General features: G+C 73.6%; 16 protein-coding genes. 7 read left to right on the plus strand and 9 right to left on the minus strand.

All coding sequences use genetic code 11. From position 1 onward, the window contains the following. Positions 1-124: 124 nt before the first annotated feature. Positions 125-592: a gamma-glutamylcyclotransferase gene (locus ELX43_RS13510; RefSeq protein ID WP_127783874.1), complete on the plus strand. Its 468-nt coding sequence runs from the start codon at positions 125-127 to the stop codon at positions 590-592. On the opposite strand, the gene ELX43_RS13515 is transcribed toward ELX43_RS13510, so the two are convergent. Beyond that, entirely contained in the window at positions 589-1,842 is a 1,254-nt protein-coding gene (locus ELX43_RS13515) for an amidohydrolase (protein ID WP_127783875.1), read from the minus strand. The two genes, ELX43_RS13510 and ELX43_RS13515, sit on opposite strands and share 4 nt — an antisense overlap. Continuing rightward, complete coding sequence (locus tag ELX43_RS13520; RefSeq protein WP_127783876.1) at positions 1,835-2,533, minus strand: enoyl-CoA hydratase-related protein; 699 nt, start codon at positions 2,531-2,533, stop codon at positions 1,835-1,837. Before ELX43_RS13520 ends, ELX43_RS13515 begins: the two co-directional genes overlap by 8 nt. 101 nt (positions 2,534-2,634) lie before the next feature. On the opposite strand from ELX43_RS13520, the gene ELX43_RS13525 reads away from it, so the two are divergent. Continuing rightward, positions 2,635-3,582: an alpha/beta hydrolase gene (locus ELX43_RS13525; RefSeq protein ID WP_127783877.1), complete on the plus strand. Its 948-nt coding sequence runs from the start codon at positions 2,635-2,637 to the stop codon at positions 3,580-3,582. Positions 3,583-3,598: 16 nt separating this feature from the next. Here the strand turns inward: ELX43_RS13525 and ELX43_RS13530 are convergent, their stop codons facing one another. After that, a complete protein-coding gene (locus ELX43_RS13530; protein ID WP_127783878.1) occupies positions 3,599-3,802 on the minus strand; it encodes a hypothetical protein in 204 nt (67 codons plus the stop codon). 62 nt (positions 3,803-3,864) lie between these two features. Here ELX43_RS13530 and ELX43_RS13535 point away from each other — a divergent pair, with 62 nt between their 5' ends. Further along, the gene (locus tag ELX43_RS13535; protein WP_127783879.1) at positions 3,865-4,368 is read left to right on the plus strand and encodes a flavin reductase family protein; all 504 of its coding nucleotides are present in this window, start codon (positions 3,865-3,867) and stop codon (positions 4,366-4,368) included. 21 nt (positions 4,369-4,389) lie between these two features. Here the strand turns inward: ELX43_RS13535 and ELX43_RS13540 are convergent, their stop codons facing one another. Beyond that, the gene (locus tag ELX43_RS13540; RefSeq protein WP_127783880.1) at positions 4,390-5,151 is read right to left on the minus strand and encodes an SDR family oxidoreductase; all 762 of its coding nucleotides are present in this window, start codon (positions 5,149-5,151) and stop codon (positions 4,390-4,392) included. A gap of 218 nt (positions 5,152-5,369) precedes the next feature. On the opposite strand from ELX43_RS13540, the gene ELX43_RS13545 reads away from it, so the two are divergent. Continuing rightward, a complete protein-coding gene (locus tag ELX43_RS13545) occupies positions 5,370-6,182 on the plus strand; it encodes an aquaporin (RefSeq protein WP_127783881.1) in 813 nt (270 codons plus the stop codon). 10 nt (positions 6,183-6,192) lie between these two features. On the opposite strand, the gene meaB is transcribed toward ELX43_RS13545, so the two are convergent. The 3 genes from meaB to mutA are packed head-to-tail and all read right to left on the minus strand — an operon-like array spanning position 6,193 to position 11,437. Continuing rightward, a complete protein-coding gene (gene meaB / locus ELX43_RS13550; RefSeq protein ID WP_127783882.1) occupies positions 6,193-7,182 on the minus strand; it encodes a methylmalonyl Co-A mutase-associated GTPase MeaB in 990 nt (329 codons plus the stop codon). Between the two features lie 2 nt (positions 7,183-7,184). Continuing rightward, the gene (scpA, locus tag ELX43_RS13555; protein ID WP_127783883.1) at positions 7,185-9,515 is read right to left on the minus strand and encodes a methylmalonyl-CoA mutase; all 2,331 of its coding nucleotides are present in this window, start codon (positions 9,513-9,515) and stop codon (positions 7,185-7,187) included. After that, positions 9,512-11,437 carry a methylmalonyl-CoA mutase small subunit gene (gene mutA, locus ELX43_RS13560; RefSeq protein ID WP_127783884.1) on the minus strand — a complete coding sequence of 642 codons (1,926 nt, stop codon included), beginning with the start codon at positions 11,435-11,437 and terminating at the stop codon, positions 9,512-9,514. Before mutA ends, scpA begins: the two co-directional genes overlap by 4 nt. A 98-nt stretch (positions 11,438-11,535) precedes the next feature. Here mutA and ELX43_RS13565 point away from each other — a divergent pair, with 98 nt between their 5' ends. Both ELX43_RS13565 and ELX43_RS13570 read left to right on the plus strand, forming a co-directional pair. Continuing rightward, entirely contained in the window at positions 11,536-12,369 is an 834-nt protein-coding gene (locus tag ELX43_RS13565; protein WP_127783885.1) for a purine-nucleoside phosphorylase, read from the plus strand. Next, entirely contained in the window at positions 12,366-14,048 is a 1,683-nt protein-coding gene (locus ELX43_RS13570) for a phospho-sugar mutase (protein ID WP_277601699.1), read from the plus strand. Before ELX43_RS13565 ends, ELX43_RS13570 begins: the two co-directional genes overlap by 4 nt. Here the strand turns inward: ELX43_RS13570 and ELX43_RS13575 are convergent. Then, entirely contained in the window at positions 14,045-15,022 is a 978-nt protein-coding gene (locus ELX43_RS13575; RefSeq protein WP_206518266.1) for an aldo/keto reductase, read from the minus strand. The genes ELX43_RS13570 and ELX43_RS13575 overlap by 4 nt on opposite strands. 211 nt (positions 15,023-15,233) lie before the next feature. Here ELX43_RS13575 and ELX43_RS18065 point away from each other — a divergent pair, with 211 nt between their 5' ends. Further along, positions 15,234-15,671: an SRPBCC family protein gene (locus tag ELX43_RS18065; RefSeq protein ID WP_241248956.1), complete on the plus strand. Its 438-nt coding sequence runs from the start codon at positions 15,234-15,236 to the stop codon at positions 15,669-15,671. 73 nt (positions 15,672-15,744) lie between these two features. On the opposite strand, the gene ELX43_RS13585 is transcribed toward ELX43_RS18065, so the two are convergent. Then, positions 15,745-16,293: a hypothetical protein gene (locus ELX43_RS13585; protein ID WP_127783886.1), complete on the minus strand. Its 549-nt coding sequence runs from the start codon at positions 16,291-16,293 to the stop codon at positions 15,745-15,747. Positions 16,294-16,383 lie beyond the last annotated feature (90 nt).

Here is a 16,383-nt window from a genome sequence, read left to right on the forward strand (position 1 = left end):
GCTTGGTGATGCTCGATGCCCACGTCGGGGCCCGGTAGGACCAAGGGACGCGGGTTTGACGGCACCCACGGTATCGCCTGCACCGATGACGGCTGCGCCACACCGCGCGGCTACGCTCTTGTCCGTGCCGATCTACGCCGCCTACGGCTCCAACATGGACCCGGAGCAGATGATGCAGCGGGCCCCCCACTCCCCCATGGCGGGCACCGGCTGGTTGCCCGGCTGGCGGCTCACCTTCGCCGGCGAGGACCTGGGCTGGGAGGGCGCGCTGGCCACGGTGGTGGAGGACCCCGACTCCCAGGTCTTCGTGGTGCTCTACGACATGAGCCCCGACGACGAGGAGAGCCTGGACCGCTGGGAGGGCGCCGAGCTGGGCATCCACCGCAAGCTGCGGCTGCGGGTGCAGACCCTCACCGGCTCGGTGCTGGCGTGGCTGTACGTCATCGACGCCTACGAGGGCGGACTGCCCTCGGCCCGCTACCTGGGCGTGATGGCTGACGCCGCCTACGCCGCCGGCGCTCCGGTGGACTACGTGCACGCCCTGCGCACCCGGCCCAGCCGCAACGTCGGCCCCGGCACCAAGAGCGACTAGCCCGCCTGGCCCTCGGACTCCGGGGTGCCCGCGGGACCGCGACCGTCCGGGCCTGCCGCCCAGGTCTGCAGCGTGGTGTGCACCAGCAGGCGCACCCCCACCTCCAGCGCCCGCTCGTCGATCTCGAAGGTGGGCTGGTGCAGGTCCAGCTGTGCGCCGGTGCCCGACCACACGCCCAGCCGGGCCAGCGCGCCGGGCACGTGCTCGAGGTACCAGGCGAAGTCCTCGCCGCCGGAGGACTGGACCGTGGCGCACACCGCCTGCTCGCCCAGCCCCTGCGTGACCGCCTCGCGCAGCAGCCGCGCCGAGTCCACGTCGTTGACCACCGGGGGCACGCCACGCCGGTAGTCCAGCTCGTAGGTGACACCGGTGGGGGCCAGCAGCGACGCCACGATCTCCGAGACCACCGACTTCAGCGTCGCCCAGGTCTCCCGGTCGCCGGTGCGCAGCGTCCCGCGCAGCACGCCGCCCTGCGGGATGGCGTTGGGCGCGTCGCCGGCGTGCACCGCGCCCCACACCAGCACCGACGCCGACCGGGGGTCCAGCCGGCGGGTCAGCATCATCGGCAGCCCGGTGATGACCATGCCCAGGGCGTGCACCAGGTCAGCGGTGAGGTGCGGCCGGGCGGTGTGCCCGCCGGGTGAGCGCACGGTCAGCTCGATGCGGTCCGCGGCGGAGGTGAGCGCACCGGCGCGCACCCCCACCTGCCCGACGGCCACGTGCGGGTCGCAGTGCAGGGCGTAGATGCGGGAGACGCCGTCCAGCCAGCCGGCGGCGATGACGTCCAGCGCGCCGCCGGGCATCACCTCCTCCGCGGGCTGGAACAGCACCCGCACCCGGCCGGGCAGGGCGGGTGCCGCGGCCAGCGCCAGCGCGGTGCCGAGCAGGATCGCGGTGTGCGCGTCGTGCCCGCAGGCGTGCATCACCCCGTCCACCGTCGAGCGGTACGGCGACTGCACCAGCTCCTGCACCGGCAGCGCGTCCATGTCCGCCCGCAGCGCGACCAGCGGCCCAGGGGCGTCGGGGTCGCCGATGTCGCAGGCCAGCCCGGTGCCCGAGGGCAGGGTGCGCGGGTGCAGCCCGGCCGCCCGCAGCCGCTCGGCGACGTAGGCGGTGGTGTCCACCTCGTGGCGGGACAGCTCGGGGTGGGCGTGCAGGTGCCGGCGCCAGCGCACGAGCTCGTCGCGGCCGGTGAGCAGCCAGTCCTCCAGCCAGGCCGGGACGGCCGGGGAGGTGGCCCGCTCAGGCATTCCCGTCAAAGGAGATCGTGGCCTCGGCGGTGAGCGCGGCTGCGGCCGGGCCGTACATCACCTGCTTGATGGCGCCCAGGGTGTCGCCGCGCTTGCCCACCAGCGCCTGCGCCCGGGCCATGGCCCGCTCCAGCACCTGCTCCTGGCCGACGGCCTCGTCCACGATCCCCGCAGCGGCCGCGTCGGCTCCGCCGTAGCGCCGTCCGGTGGTCATCGCGGTGTGCGCGGTGGCCTTGGACAGCCGGGCCTGCAGCAGCGCCGCCATGCCGGGGGTGAACGGGATGTTGATGTCCACCTCGGGCAGGCAGAAGAAGCCACGGTCGGCGCGCATGACCTTCTCGTCGTGGGCCACGGCGAGCATGCCGCCGCCGGCGAAGGCGTGTCCCTGCACGGCGGCCACGGTGGCCATCGGCAGCAGCAGCACGCGGGCGAACAGCGACTGGATGGTGCCCACGTAGGACGAGGTCTGGTCGAGGTGGCCGGCGAGCCAGTCGAGGTCCAGCCCGTTGGAGTAGAACTTGCCGGTGCCGGTGGTGACCAGCGCAGCGTTGCCGGTGGAGGCCTCCACCTCGTCCAGCAGTGCGTGCACCTGGGCGAGGAAGTCGGGGCTGAACCGGTTCTCGGTGTCGGCAGCACCCTCCTCGCCGAGGTTGAGCACGAACACGTCGCCGTCACGCTGCAGGTAGGGCACACCGACTCCTCTGGGATAGGGACATTCCCGCAGACGGTATCGCCCCGCGGTGGCGACGCTCCTGCCGCAGTCCCCGCTCAGGGTGGGGCAGACTCTGCGCCATGGTGATCAAGCGCAGCCGAGGGGCCACCAGCGACGGTTCCTCCACCGCCCACCCGGGAGAGTCGTTGCACTTCTACTCCGTGCGCAGCGGCGACGGCACCGTGGTGGAGGCGTGGACCAACGACGCCGACGGGCCCACGGTGCTGCTGGCCAACGGCCTGGGCACCAACCCGCACGTGTGGCCGTCGCTGCTGCGCAAGGACTGCGGGGTGCGGGTGATCTCCTGGAACCACCGGGGCATCGGCGGCTCCGAGCGACCGGCCGACCGTGAGCGAGTCGGCGTGGACACCTTCGTGGAGGACGCGCTGGCGGTGCTGGACGACGCGGGGGTGGAGTCGGCGGTGGTGCTGGGCTGGTCCATCGGGGTGAACACCGCCTTCGAGCTGGCGGTGCGCTTCCCGGAGCGGGTGCGCGGCATCGTGGCCGTGGCCGGGGTTCCCGGCGGGACGTTCCACGCGATGGGGGCGCCGCTGCGCATTCCCCGGTTCGCGCGGCAGCCGGTGGCACGGGCGGTGGCGCGCACGCTGCAGACCGTGGGCCCGGCGGTGAGCCCGGTGCTGCGCCAGCTGCGGCTGGGCCCGCTGGCCACCAAGGCCCTGCAGCACAGCGGCTTCATGCTTCCCGGTGCAGACCCTGCGGTGGTGCGCCGGGCGGTGCACACCTACCTGGAGACCCCGCTGCAGTGGGGCATGCACCTGGCGCGCTCCGCCGACGAGCACACCCGGGTGTCGCTGAGCAAGGTCGCGGTGCCCACGGTGTTCATCGCCGGCACGCACGACGTGCTGGCCTCGGCCAAGGACATGCGCAGCGCCGCGAACCGCATCCCCGGCGCGCAGTACGTGGAGCTGAACGCCTCGCACTTCATCCCGATGGAGCGCCCGGACACGGTGCTGCGGCACCTGCGCGAGGTGGTCGAGCTCACCGAGGCAGAGCGGTCCACCGGCTGACCAGCAGCTGCTGCGCCTAGCTGCCGCTCAGTGCCTCCACCCGGCGCAGGAACGCCCGCATCCGCAGGTGCTCAGCCAGGCTGTCGCGGTGCTCGCCGCAGGCGACCCACACCTTCTCCCGCTCTGGGGTGTGCACCTTCGGGTTGTTCCACACCACGGCCCACGTCGCGGCCTCTCGGCACCCCTTGGCCGAGCACACCGCACGCTGTTCCTGGTCCACGGGCGCCAGTGTGGCAGGGGTCCGCCGCGCACGGGCTCGGCGGGCTGCGAGACGATGAGCCCATGACAGCTGACAACGATGGTGGCGCCGCGTTCGAGACCCTGGTCGGGCAGCTGAACTACCCGATGTTCGTGGTGACCACCGCCGTTGCCGGTCACCGCTCGGGCTGCCTGGTCGGCTTCGCCACCCAGGTGAGCATCGAGCCGCGTCGCTTCCTGGTCGGGCTGTCCAACAAGAACCACACCTACCGGGTCGCCGCCGAGGCCACGCACCTGGCGGTGCACGTGCTCTCCCCCGCCGACCGCGAGCTGGCCCGCCTCTTCGGCTCCACCACCGGCGACGAGGTGGACAAGTTCGCCGACTGCGCCTGGCACGAGGGGCCGGAGGGACTGCCGATCCTGGACGGCGCCACCGCCTGGTTCAGCGGACGCATCCTGGAGCGGCTGCCGCTCGGCGACCACGTCGCCCACCTGCTGGAGCCGGAGTCCGGCAGCGTCGCCGAGGAGATCGGCGAGCTGGTCACCTTCGGCGACGTCAAGGACCTGGAGCCCGGTCACGACGCGTGAGCAGGCCCCGGCCCTGCCCGGCTAGGTGATGGTGATGCCGCCGTCCACGGCCAGCGTCTGCCCGGTGACGTAGCCGCCGGCGCTGCTGGCCAGGAACAGCACCGCAGCAGCGAGCTCCTCAGGGTCGCCCATCCGGCCGGCCAGCATCCGGGGCTGCTGGGAGCTCAGGTACTCCGGGGCGTAGGCGTCGGTCATCTCCGACTCGAAGAACCCCGGAGCGATGGCGTTCACGCGAATGCCCTTGCGCCCGGTCCACTGCTGGGCCAGGTCACGGGTCAGCCCGATCAGTCCTGCCTTGCTCGCGGCGTAGGCGGCCTGCGGCAGCCCAGCGGTGGTCAGGCCCAGGATGCTGCTGATGTTCACGATGCTGCTACCCGGCTGCATCACCCGTCCGCACGCCTGTGCCATCCAGTAGCAGCCGTTGAGGTTCACGTCGATGACCTGGCGGAACTGCTCCGGGGTCTCCTTGGTGGCGGGTACCGCGGTGCCGATCCCGGCGTTGTTGACCAGCACGTCCACCCGGCCGAACTCCGCCATCGCCGCGTCCACCAAGGCCTGGCAGTCCTCCGGCCTGGCGACGTCGGTGGCCACCGCGATCGCGCGCCGGCCGTTGGCCTCCACCATCGCCTTGGTGGACTCCAGCCGGTCGACCCGGCGTGCACCCAGCGCGGTGTCGGCCCCCGCCTCCGACAGCGCCTTGGCAAAGGCCACGCCGAGACCTGCGGACGCGCCCGTGATGACGGCGACCTTGCCGTCGAGGCGGAATCGGTCGAGGACGGACATGTTTCCTCCGGAGGACGAAGCGACAGTGGACAAGCCGGGCCGTACCCACCGCGAAGGGCACGTAGCGGGCACGTCACCACCATCCTTGCGCAGCCCGGAACACCACTGCGCCTTGGGCGCCACGCCGGTGGCGGTGGACAGTGCCGGTGACCTGGGCCACTCTGGACACACCGGCTCCGTGCCACGCGCGGACCCCCGCCCTCGCCCGGAGGTGCACGATGGATCCACGCAAGCTGTTCGCGGAGCTGCTCGGCACGGCGCTCCTGGTCTTCTTCGCAGTCGGGGTGGCCACGCTGTCGCTCGGCTTCGGTCTCACCGGTACCTCGCCGTCGGCCGGCATCGTGGCCACCGCGCTGACCTTCGGCCTGGTCCTGCTGGTGCTGGTCTACTCCCTCGGCACCATCTCCGGCTGCCACGTCAACCCGGCCGTCACCATCGGCTTCCTGGCCGCTGGTCGCATCGGGATCACCGAGGCCATCGGCTACTGGATCGCCCAGTTCATCGGCGGCATCATCGGCGCCCTGGTGCTGTGGGCGATGTTCGAGGCCTCACCGGCCTACGACCGGGAGACCGTCGGCCTCGGCGCCGACGGGTTCGGAGCCGAGTCGCTGATCCTGGTCAACGGCTGGGGCGCGTTCCTGGCCGAGGTAGTGCTGACCTTCCTGTTCGTGCTGGTGGTGCTGACCGTCACCCGCAGGTCAGCGTGGCCGCAGCTCGGCGGGGTGGCCATCGGCTTCGCCCTCACCACGGTGCACCTCATCGGCATCCCGATCACCGGCACCTCGGTGAACCCTGCCCGCAGCCTCGGCCCCGCCCTCATCGTGGGCGGCCCGGCGCTGAGCCAGCTGTGGCTGTTCATCGTGGCGCCGCTGATCGGCGGAGTGATCGCCGCGCTGGTCACGCTGTTCCTGTTCCCGGACGAGCGGCGCAGCGCCGAGGCCACCGCCCGGGAGACCCCCGGCGAGCACACGCGGTCGGCCGGCACCACGGCGCACGACCGGGGCGACAGCTCTCCCGGCGCCACCACCTAGCCAGGCGCGGCTAGCCGTCGAAGGCGGCCAGGATCTGCTGGGCGGCCAGCGCGGCGGTGAGCTCACCGTCGCGCACGGCCTGCTCGGTGTCGGCGCGCAGGGCCCGCACCTGCGGGTGGTCGCGCAGCCGGTCCAGCAGCTGCTCGCGCACCATGGTCCAGGTCCAGTCCACCTGCTGCTGGCTGCGCTTGCGGTCGAGCTCCCCGGCGTCGCGCAGCACCTTCTGGTGGCGCAGCACGGTGTCCCAGAACTCCCGCAGCCCGGTGCCCTCCAGCGCGCTCGTGGTGAGCACCGGTGGGCGCCACAGCGAGTCCGGTGGGTAGATCAGCCGCAGCGCCCCGGCGAGCTCGCGGGCCGCGCGCTCGGCGTCCTTGGCGTGGTTGCCGTCGGCCTTGTTCACGCTGACCAGGTCGGCCAGCTCCAGCACACCCTTCTTGATGCCCTGCAGCTGGTCACCGGTGCGGGCCAGGGTGAGGAAGCAGAAGCAGTCGACCATGTTCGACACGGTCACCTCCGACTGCCCCACCCCGACGGTCTCCACCAGGATCACGTCGAAGCCCGCGGCCTCCAGGAGCACCATGGTCTCGCGCGTCGCCCGCGCCACCCCACCCAGCGTCCCCGCCGTGGGCGAGGGCCGGATGAACGCCTGGGGGTCGTTGGCCAGCCGCGTCATCCGCGTCTTGTCGCCCAGGATCGACCCCCCGGTGCGGGTCGAGGACGGGTCGACCGCCAGCACCGCCACCCGGTGCCCGTCGCCGGTGAGCAGCGTGCCCAGGGCGTCGATGAACGTGGACTTGCCCACGCCGGGCACACCGGTGATGCCGATCCGGTGTGCCCCGCCGGCCTGGGGCAGCAGCTTCAGCAGCAGCTCCTGCGCCTGCTGCCGGTGATCAGCCCGGGTGGACTCCACCAGGGTGATCGCCCGAGCCAGCTGCGCCCGGTTGCCCCCGGTGATGCCCTCGGCCAGCGCGTCGACGTCAACGGGCGGACGTGCGCCCATGCTCAGGCGTCGGCGGTGTCGGTCGGCTGGGCCGGTGCGGTGCGGGTCGCCGAGCTGTCCGTCGCCCCGGTGTCCACCGACTGCGCGTCCGCACCCTGCAGGGTGTGCCCGTTCTGCTCGGCCAGCTTGACCAGCAGCCCCGCGGCAGCGTCGGCGATGACGGTGCCGGGCGGGAAGATCGCCGTGGCCCCGGCCGCGTACAGCTCGTCGAAGTCCCCCGGCGGGATGACGCCACCCACGACGATCATCACGTCCGGGCGACCCACCTCGGCCAGCGCGTCGCGCAGCGCCGGCACCAGGGTGAGGTGACCGGCAGCCAGCGAGGACACCCCGATGATGTGCACGTCGGCGTCGGCGGCCTGGTTGGCCACCTCCTCCGGCGTCTGGAACAGCGGGCCGACGTCCACGTCGAAGCCGATGTCGGCGAACGCGGTGGCGATGACCTTCTGGCCGCGGTCGTGCCCGTCCTGGCCCATCTTGGCCACCAGGATGCGGGGGCGACGGCCCTCCGCCTCGGCGAACTGCTCCACCAGCTCGGTGGCGTGCTTGATGTTGGACACCGATCCCGCCTCGTCCCGGTAGACACCACTGATGGTGCGGATCTCCGCTGCGTGCCGGCCGTAGACCTTCTCCAGCGCCTCGGAGATCTCCCCGACCGTGGCCTTGGCCCGGGCCGCGTCGATGGCCAGGGCCAGCAGGTTGTTCTCCATGCCGCCCTCGGTGGCCGCGGCGGCGCGGGTGAGCTGGGCCAGCGCAGCCTCGACGGCGTCGTTGTCGCGCTCGGCGCGCAGCCGCTCCAGCTTGTCCAGCTGCTCGCGGCGCACCTGGGCGTTGTCCACCCGGCGCACCTCGACGGTGTCGGGCTCGCCTGGCACGTACTTGTTCACGCCCACCACGGGCTGGCGGCCGGAGTCGATGCGCGCCTGGGTGCGCGCCGCCGCCTCCTCGATGCGCAGCTTGGGGATGCCCTCGTCGATGGCCTGCGCCATGCCGCCGGCCTCCTCCACCTCGCGGATGTGCGCGCGGGCGCGGGCGGCGAGGTCGTGGGTGAGCTTCTCCACGTAGGAGGAGCCGCCCCACGGGTCGATCGGGCGCACGGTGCCGGACTCCTGCTGCAGCACCAGCTGGGTGTTGCGGGCGATGCGGGCGGAGAACTCCGTGGGCAGGGCCAGCGCCTCGTCCAGGGCGTTGGTGTGCAGGCTCTGGGTGTGGCCCTGTGTGGCGGCCATCGCCTCGATGCAGGTGCGTCCCACGTTGTTGAACACGTCCTGTGCGGTCAGCGACCAGCCCGAGGTCTGGCTGTGCGTGCGCAGGCTCAGCGACTTGGCGTTCTTGGGCTCGAACTCGGCCACCAGCTCCGCCCACAGCAGGCGGGCGGCGCGGAGCTTGGCCACCTCCATGAAGAAGTTCATCCCGATGGCCCAGAAGAAGCTCAGCCGCGGGGCGAAGGCGTCGACGTCCATGCCGGCAGCCAGGCCGGCCCGGATGTACTCGATGCCGTCGGCCAGGGTGTAGGCCAGCTCCAGGTCGGCCGTGGCTCCGGCCTCCTGGATGTGGTAGCCGGAGATGGAGATGGAGTTGTAGCGCGGCATCCGCTCGCTGGTGTAGGCGAAGATGTCGGAGATGATCCGCATCGACGGCTTCGGCGGGTAGATGTAGGTGTTGCGCACCATGAACTCTTTGAGGATGTCGTTCTGGATGGTGCCGGCCAGCTTCTCCGGCTCCACCCCCTGCTCCTCCGCCGCGGCCACGTAGAGCGCCAGGATGGGCAGCACCGCACCGTTCATCGTCATCGAGACGCTGATCTGGTCCAGCGGGATGCCGTCGAAGAGCTCGCGCATGTCGTAGATGGAGTCGATGGCCACCCCGGCCATGCCCACGTCGCCGGCCACCCGGGGGTGGTCGGAGTCGTAGCCGCGGTGGGTGGCCAGGTCGAAGGCCACCGACAGCCCCTTCTGCCCGGCCGCGAGGTTGCGGCGGTAGAAGGCGTTGGACTCCGAGGCGGTGGAGAAGCCCGCGTACTGGCGGATGGTCCACGGCTGGTTGACGTACATCGTGGGGTAGGGCCCACGCAGGTAGGGCGCCGCGCCGGGGAAGCTGCCCAGCGGGTACGGCGGCTCGCCGTCGCTGGGCTTGGCGATCTCCTCGAGGTCAGCGCGGGTGTACACCGGCTTGACGTCGATGCCCTCGGGGGTGCTCCACACCAGCTCCTCGGCGGGCTGGCCCGCCTCGGTGGCCGCGGCCTGGGTCCACTGCTCGGTGTCGGCGACGGTGGGGGCCGTCTCGGCGGCGTCCCCGCCCAGCTCGACCTCGGCGAAGTTCGGGATGCTCACTTGACCCCCAAGGTCTCGAGTAGTCCGGTCAGTGCGGTGACGGCGTTGATGCCCACGCCCAGGAAGCCGTCGGGCTGGTGCTCGTTGTCGGCGAAGCCCTTCTTGGCCCCGGCGACGAACACCTGGCCCGCCCCGGCCTCGCGCAGCGCGGCCACCGCGGCCGAGCCGTCGGCCCCGTAGCGCTTGTCGGTGCCGCAGACGACGGCCACCGGGCTCTCCGCCGCGGCGAAGGCCGCGCGGACGGCGTCGGCGGAGTCCAGCGGACCCGGGTTGACCACCGCGATGCCGCCGCTGGCCAGCAGGTTGGTGATGAAGCCGGCCCGCACGTTGTGCTCGGCGATGGGGCCCAGGGTGGCCAGGAAGGCCGTGGGCCGCGAGCCGGTGGCCGCCAGGTGCGCGTCGGAGCGGTCCCGCAGGCGCTCGAACGCCGCGGCGTAGCGGATCACCGGCAGCGCGCCGGTGTCCCCGGTGGTCCCGGGGTTGGCGACCGGGTCCTCGTCCAGGTTGGGGAACTCGTTGACGCCGGTGAGGGCGGTGCGCCGGTGCGCGATGTCGTCCTTGCGACGCTCGCGGGTGACGGCGATGCGCTCGTCCAGCAGGCCCTTGTCCAGCGCCGCGCGGAAGCCGCCGGCCGCCTCGAGCTCCTGGAAGAACGCCCACGCCGTCTCGGCGACCTGGTCGGTGAGCTGCTCCACGTAGTAGGAGCCACCGGCCGGGTCGACCACGCGACCGAGGTGCGACTCCTCCAGCAGCAGCAGCTGGGTGTTGCGGGCGATGCGCGCGGCGAAGGCGTCGGAGACCCCCGGTGCGCCGTCGGGCAGGGCCGCGTCGAAGGGCAGCACGGTGACCGCGTCCGCCCCGCCCACGCCGGCGCCGAAGGCGGCGACGGTGGTGCGCAGCATGTTCACCCACGGGTCGCGCTGGCTCATCATCGCCGCGGAGGTGACGACGTGCTGGCGGGCGCCACCGGCCGCGGCGGCGCCGACGACCTCGGCCACCCGCGCCCACAGCCGGCGACCGGCGCGCAGCTTGGCGATGGTCTGGAACTGGTCGTCGGTGGCGGCGTGCCGGAAGTCGATCTGGGCCAGGGCCTCGGCGACCTCCAGGCCGGCGTCGGTGAGGGCCCGCAGGTACTCCACCCCGGCGGCCAGGCTCGCGCCCAGCTCCTGGGCGTCGCTGGCGCCGGCGTCGTGGAACACGGTGCCGTCCACCACCAGGCTGCGCAGCAGGCCCGGACGCTCCACCGCCTGCTGGGCCAGCTCCACCGCGGCGGGCATGACGTCCTGGCCGGTGCGGATGAGCACGGTCAGCGGGTCGGCGCCGAGGGAGGCCTCCACGTCGGCGGACTCGAACTCCCCGCTGGCGTCGACCACGTCCAGGAAGGCCTGCGCGGCGGCGGCGAAGTCGGCGCCGGCATCCAGCACCACCGGGGCCAGGTCCAGGTACACGCCCTCGAGGACCTTGGGCAGCGCGGAGATCGCCATGTCGTCCCCGCCCAGCGCCAGCCACAGCGAGGTGACGCCGTTCTCCAGGTCGGTGAGCACCGCCTGGTTGAGCTTCTCGGCGTCGGCGTCAGCGCCCACGCCGCGGCCCACCCGGGTGCGCACGTGCCAGCCCACCGTCACGTCCGGGCGCGGGTTGCGGCCCCGGGTGAACGGCGCGACCCCGGGCAGCGGGTGCTCAGGCAGCGAGTCGCCAGGGGTGTAGAGCGGGGCGACGGTGATCCCGTCGTAGGTCAGCGTGTCCAGCAGGCGCTCGGGCTCCTCGCCCAGCTCGGCCGGCTCCACCCGGCGGGACTTGGCCAGCACGCCGGCCACCGCCTTGCGCCAGGCCGCGAGGGCCTGGGGGTCGATGCCGTCCGATGCGCCGACCAGCGCGCTGGCCGGCAGCCCCGCGTCGTCGTGTGCAGACTCCGTCGTCATTCCGGTGATGCTAATGGCCGTGTGCCAGGCCACGTCCAAGCACCTCCGGTTGCGGCGACCGGGCACCGCCGGCGCAGGAGGTCCTAGGGTCTGCGAGCGTGACCTCTCCCCGTGCGAGCACCCCACCGTCCGACGTCTCCACCGACCCCGCCGGCGCGGCCCGGGCCGCCGCTGCGGCCATCGCCGAGCGCACCGGCCACAGCCACCACGACGTGGCCGTGGTGCTGGGCTCGGGCTGGCGCCCCGCCGCCGACCGGCTGGGCACCGCCGACGCCGAGATCGCCATGAGCGAGCTGCCCGGCTTCACCGCCCCCAGCGTGGCGGGGCAGGCGAACGCGGTGCGGTCGGTGCAGGTAGGCAGCGTGCGGGTGCTGGTGCTGCTGGGGCGCATCCACGCCTACGAGGGCTACGACCTGGCCGACGTGGTGCACCCGGTGCGGGCGGCGTGCGCGGCGGGCGTGCGCACGGTGGTGCTCACCAACGCCGCGGGCGGGCTGCACCAGGGGATGACGGTGGGCCAGCCGGTGCTCATCGCCGACCACCTCAACCTCACCGCCCGCTCCCCGCTGGTGGGCCCGCGCTTCGTGGACCTGACCGACGCCTACTCCCCCGCGCTGCGGGCGGCGGCCCGCGAGCTCGACCCCACGCTCACCGAGGGCGTCTACGCCGGGCTGCCCGGCCCGCACTACGAGACGCCGGCGGAGATCCGGATGCTGCGCACCCTGGGCGCCGACCTGGTGGGCATGTCCACCGTGCACGAGACCATCGCCGCCCGGGCCGACGGCGCTGACGTGCTGGGCATCTCGCTGGTGACCAACCTGGCCGCCGGCATCACCGGCCAGCCGCTGGACCACGCGGAGGTTCTCGCCGCGGGCGCTGCGGCCACCGAGGACATGGGCGCGCTGCTGCACGGCCTGCTGAGCCGCCTGTGAACCCCACCCCGCAGCAGGTGCAGGACTGGCTGGACGGCGACCCGGACGAGTCCACCCGCGTCGAGCTGGCCGCACTGGCTGCCGCGGACGCCCCGGAGCTGGCCCAGCGCTTCGCCGGGCCGCTGCGCTTCGGCACCGCGGGGCTGCGCGGGCCGGTCCGCGCTGGCCCGAACGGGATGAACGTGGCCGTGGTGGTGCGCACCACCGCCGGGCTGGCCCGCTGGCTGGGCGAGCACGGCCACGGCGGCGGCGTGGTGGTGGTGGGCCGCGACGCCCGGCACGGCTCCGCGGCGTTCGCCGAGGCCACAGCCCAGGTGCTGCGCGCCGCCGGCTTCGCGGTGCGCCAGCTGCCCCGGCCGCTGCCCACGCCGGTGCTGGCCTTCGCGGTGCGCGACTGGGGCGCGGTGGCCGGGGTGCAGGTGACCGCCTCGCACAACCCCGCCGCCGACAACGGCTACAAGCTCTACCTGGCCGGCGGGGCCCAGCTGGTGCCACCCACCGACGCCGAGATCGAGACCGCGACCGCCGCGGTCGGCCCGGCCAACCAGGTGCCCCGCCAGCCCGACCCGCAGCCGGACGCGGGGCCGGCGGAGGCGCTGCTGCAGGCCTACCTGGACCGGGTGGCCGCCCTGCCCCGCGGGCGTGAGCGCCGGCTGCGGGTGGCGCTCACCCCGCTGCACGGGGTGGGCGGGCAAGCGGGCGTCGAGGCGCTGCGGCGGGCCGGCTTCACCGACGTGCACGTGGTGGCCGCGCAGGCCGAGCCCGACCCGGACTTCCCCACCGTGGCCTTCCCCAACCCCGAGGAGCCCGGCGCCTGCGACCTGCTGCTGGCGCTGGCCGCGGAGGTGGACGCCGACCTGGCCGTCGCCCTGGACCCCGACGCCGACCGCTGTGCGGTGGGGGTGCCCACGCCCGACGGCTGGCGGATGCTGCGCGGCGACGAGCTGGGGGTGCTGCTGGGCCAGCACGTGCTCGCCACCCTGGGCGCCGCCCCCGGCGCCCCAGATACCGCGGACGCCGCCGACCCGCTGGTGGCCAGCACGGTGGTCAGCTCACGGCTGCTGGCCGCGGTGGCCGCCGAGCACGGAGCCCGGCACGCGGAGACGCTCACCGGGTTCAAGTGGCTGGTGCGCGCCGGCGAGGGGCTGGTCTACGCCTACGAGGAGGCCATCGGCTACTGCGTGGACCCGGACGCGGTGCGCGACAAGGACGGCATCTCCGCGGCCGTGCTGGCCTGCGACCTGGCGGCGACGCTGCGGGCGCAGGGCCGCGGGCTGCCGGACGTGCTGGACGAGCTCGCCCTGCGCCACGGCCTGCACGCCGGCGACCAGGTGTCGGTGCGGGTGCAGCACGTGGAGCAGAGCTCGGCGATGATGCAGCGGCTGCGGGCGGCGCTGCCCACAGCCCTGGACGGCAGCACGGTGGCCGCCGAGGACCTGCGTCCGCGCACCGACGCGGTGGTGCTCCGCGGCGCCGACGTCCGCGTGGTGGTGCGCCCGTCCGGCACCGAGCCCAAGCTCAAGTGCTACCTGGAGGTGGTGGCGCCGGTCGCCGACCGGGCGAGCCTGCCCGCGGCGCGGGCCCAGGCAGCGGCCCGGCTGGAGCGCCTCCGCACCGAGGTGCTGGCGCTGCTCGGTGCCCCCGAGCCGCCAGTCCCCGGGCAGCCGGACGCTGCCTAGATGCCCAGCCCGCGCATGGCGGCGGCGGGGTAGCGGCTGCCGGTGAAGGCCTCCGCCGGGGCCAGTGCGTCGATGCGCACCAGGTCGTCGTCGGTCAGCGCCAGCGTCGCCGCCGCCACGTTCTGCTCCAGGTAGGTGCGGCGCTTGGTGCCCGGGATCGGCACCACGTCCTCGCCGCGGGCCTGCACCCAGGCCAGGGCCAGCTGACCCGCGGTGACGCCGCGCTCCCGGGCGAGCTCCTCCAGCCCGTGCACCACCGCCATGTTGGCCTCGAAGGCCTCCTCCGCGAAGCGCGGGTTGGCCCGGCGGAAGTCGTCGTCGGCCAGGTCCTCCGGGGAGGTGATGGCACCGGTGAGGAAGCCGCGGCCCAGCGGGGAGTACGCCACGATCCCGATGCCCAGCTCGCGGGCGGTGGGCACGATCTCCGGCTCGATGTCGCGGCTCCACAGCGACCACTCGCTCTGCAGCGCAGCGATCGGGTGCTCGGCGTGCGCGCGCCGCAGCGTCACAGCACCAGCCTCCGACAGCCCCAGGTGGCGCACCTTGCCGGCCGTCACCAGCTCGGCCATGGCCCCCACCGTCTCCTCGATCGGCGTGTCCGGGTCCACCCGGTGCAGGTAGTACAGGTCGATGTGGTCCACCCCCAGCCGCTGCAGCGAGCCGTCGCAGGACGAGCGCACGTACGCCGGGGTGCCGTTGACCCCGCGGTTGCCGTCGGCGTCCACGGTGATGCCGAACTTCGTGGCCAGCACCACCTGCTCGCGCCGGCCGGCGATGGCCGCGCCCACCAGCCGCTCGTTGGTGTGCGGGCCGTACATGTCGCTGGTGTCCAGCAGCGTCACGCCGAGGTCCAGCGCCTCGTGGATGGTGGCGGTGGACTCGGCGTCGTCGCGCGGGCCGTAGAAGGCGCTCATGCCCATGCAGCCGAGGCCCTGCGCGCTCACCTCCAGGTCGCCGAGCCAGCGGGTGGGCAAGGTCTGGTCGCCAGGTGTCACGGGCGCTCCTCAGGCTGGGCAGAACACGTCACGATCGGGTGCTCACGCACGCTTCTCGCTGCGCGCCAGCGCGTCAACTGGAGCGTCGTCACCGCGCAGGACGGTGGGGGCGCCCCTATCCTGCAAGGGCGCCGACGCCACCCAGTCCTGGGTCGAGCGCGGCAACCGGCCCCAGCAGAGGAGCACGTCCGTGATCACCGTGACCCGCACGACGACGGCAACCCCGGAGCAGGTGTGGGACGTGCTCAACGACGGCTGGCTCTACGTCGGCTGGGTGGTAGGCACCTCCACCATTCGTGAGGTGGACAAGAGCTGGCCGCAGCCGGAGTCGAAGCTGTACCACTCCGTGGGCGTCTGGCCGCTCACCCTGAACGACTCCACCTCGGTGGTCAGCGTCGACCCGGGCCGCTGCCTGGAGCTGCAGGCCCGCGGAAACCCCGGCGGTGAGGCCCGGGTGGTGGTGACCACCGAGCCCCGCGACGGCGGCACGCTGGTCACCATGGCCGAGGACGCGATCCGGGGTCCCGGCCGCCTCGTCCCCTACCCGCTGCGCTGGGCCAGCATCTGGCCGCGCAACACGGAGAGCCTGCGGCGGCTGTGCGCCCTGGCCGAGGGCCGCGCACGCTGAGCTGAGCTGCCGCCGAGCACCAGCCGGGCCACGTCCGCGACGTGGCCCGACCGACGTCCGGGGTGGTGGGCCCTCAGACCAGTCGGTCGGCGAGGCCGCGGAGCAGGTCGGCGGGGCGCTGCTGCTCCCCCTGCTGAGAACCGAGCACCATGATCGCGCCGGTGAGCACCGGGATGGCCCACTGCGTCACGGCGAGCTGCTTCTGCGCCTGGGCGACCGCCTCCGGGGTGCTGCCCGCCGGGGTGGTCGCGCCGGCGGCCGGCGTCTGGCCGGCCTGGGCGACCTTGGCGCCCAGCGTCCCGCTGTAGGCGGTGGCCCCCACGGCCGCCGCGGTGAGCGCCGCCTTGACCACCGTGTTGGCGGTGGCCCCCTTCTGCCCGGCCAGCCGGCCGCGGTTGACCAGGACGAGGCCGAGCCCCCCGACGAGGTGCGCCCCGATGGCCACCGCGTTGACCGGCGCCCACCGGGCCCAGCCCGCCGCGGCCACGCGGGACCGCTCTGCCGGGTCGGCCACGTCCGAGGCGGCACCGTTGAGTCCGACCGCGCCCATCAGCGACCCACCGAACCAGGCCGCACCCCCCAGGTCGTGCATCGCCCTGATCACCGTGTTGCGCTCAGACATCGTGTCCCCCTGGGTCGTCTGTCGATCATTTCTGCTGGTCAGTGCCCGACGAGTCGACCACAGGCGGTGCGGCCACGCGCGACGAGCACG

Origin of the sequence: Rhodococcus sp. X156 (assembly GCF_004006015.1) — a bacterium.
Lineage (GTDB): Bacteria > Actinomycetota > Actinomycetes > Mycobacteriales > Mycobacteriaceae > X156.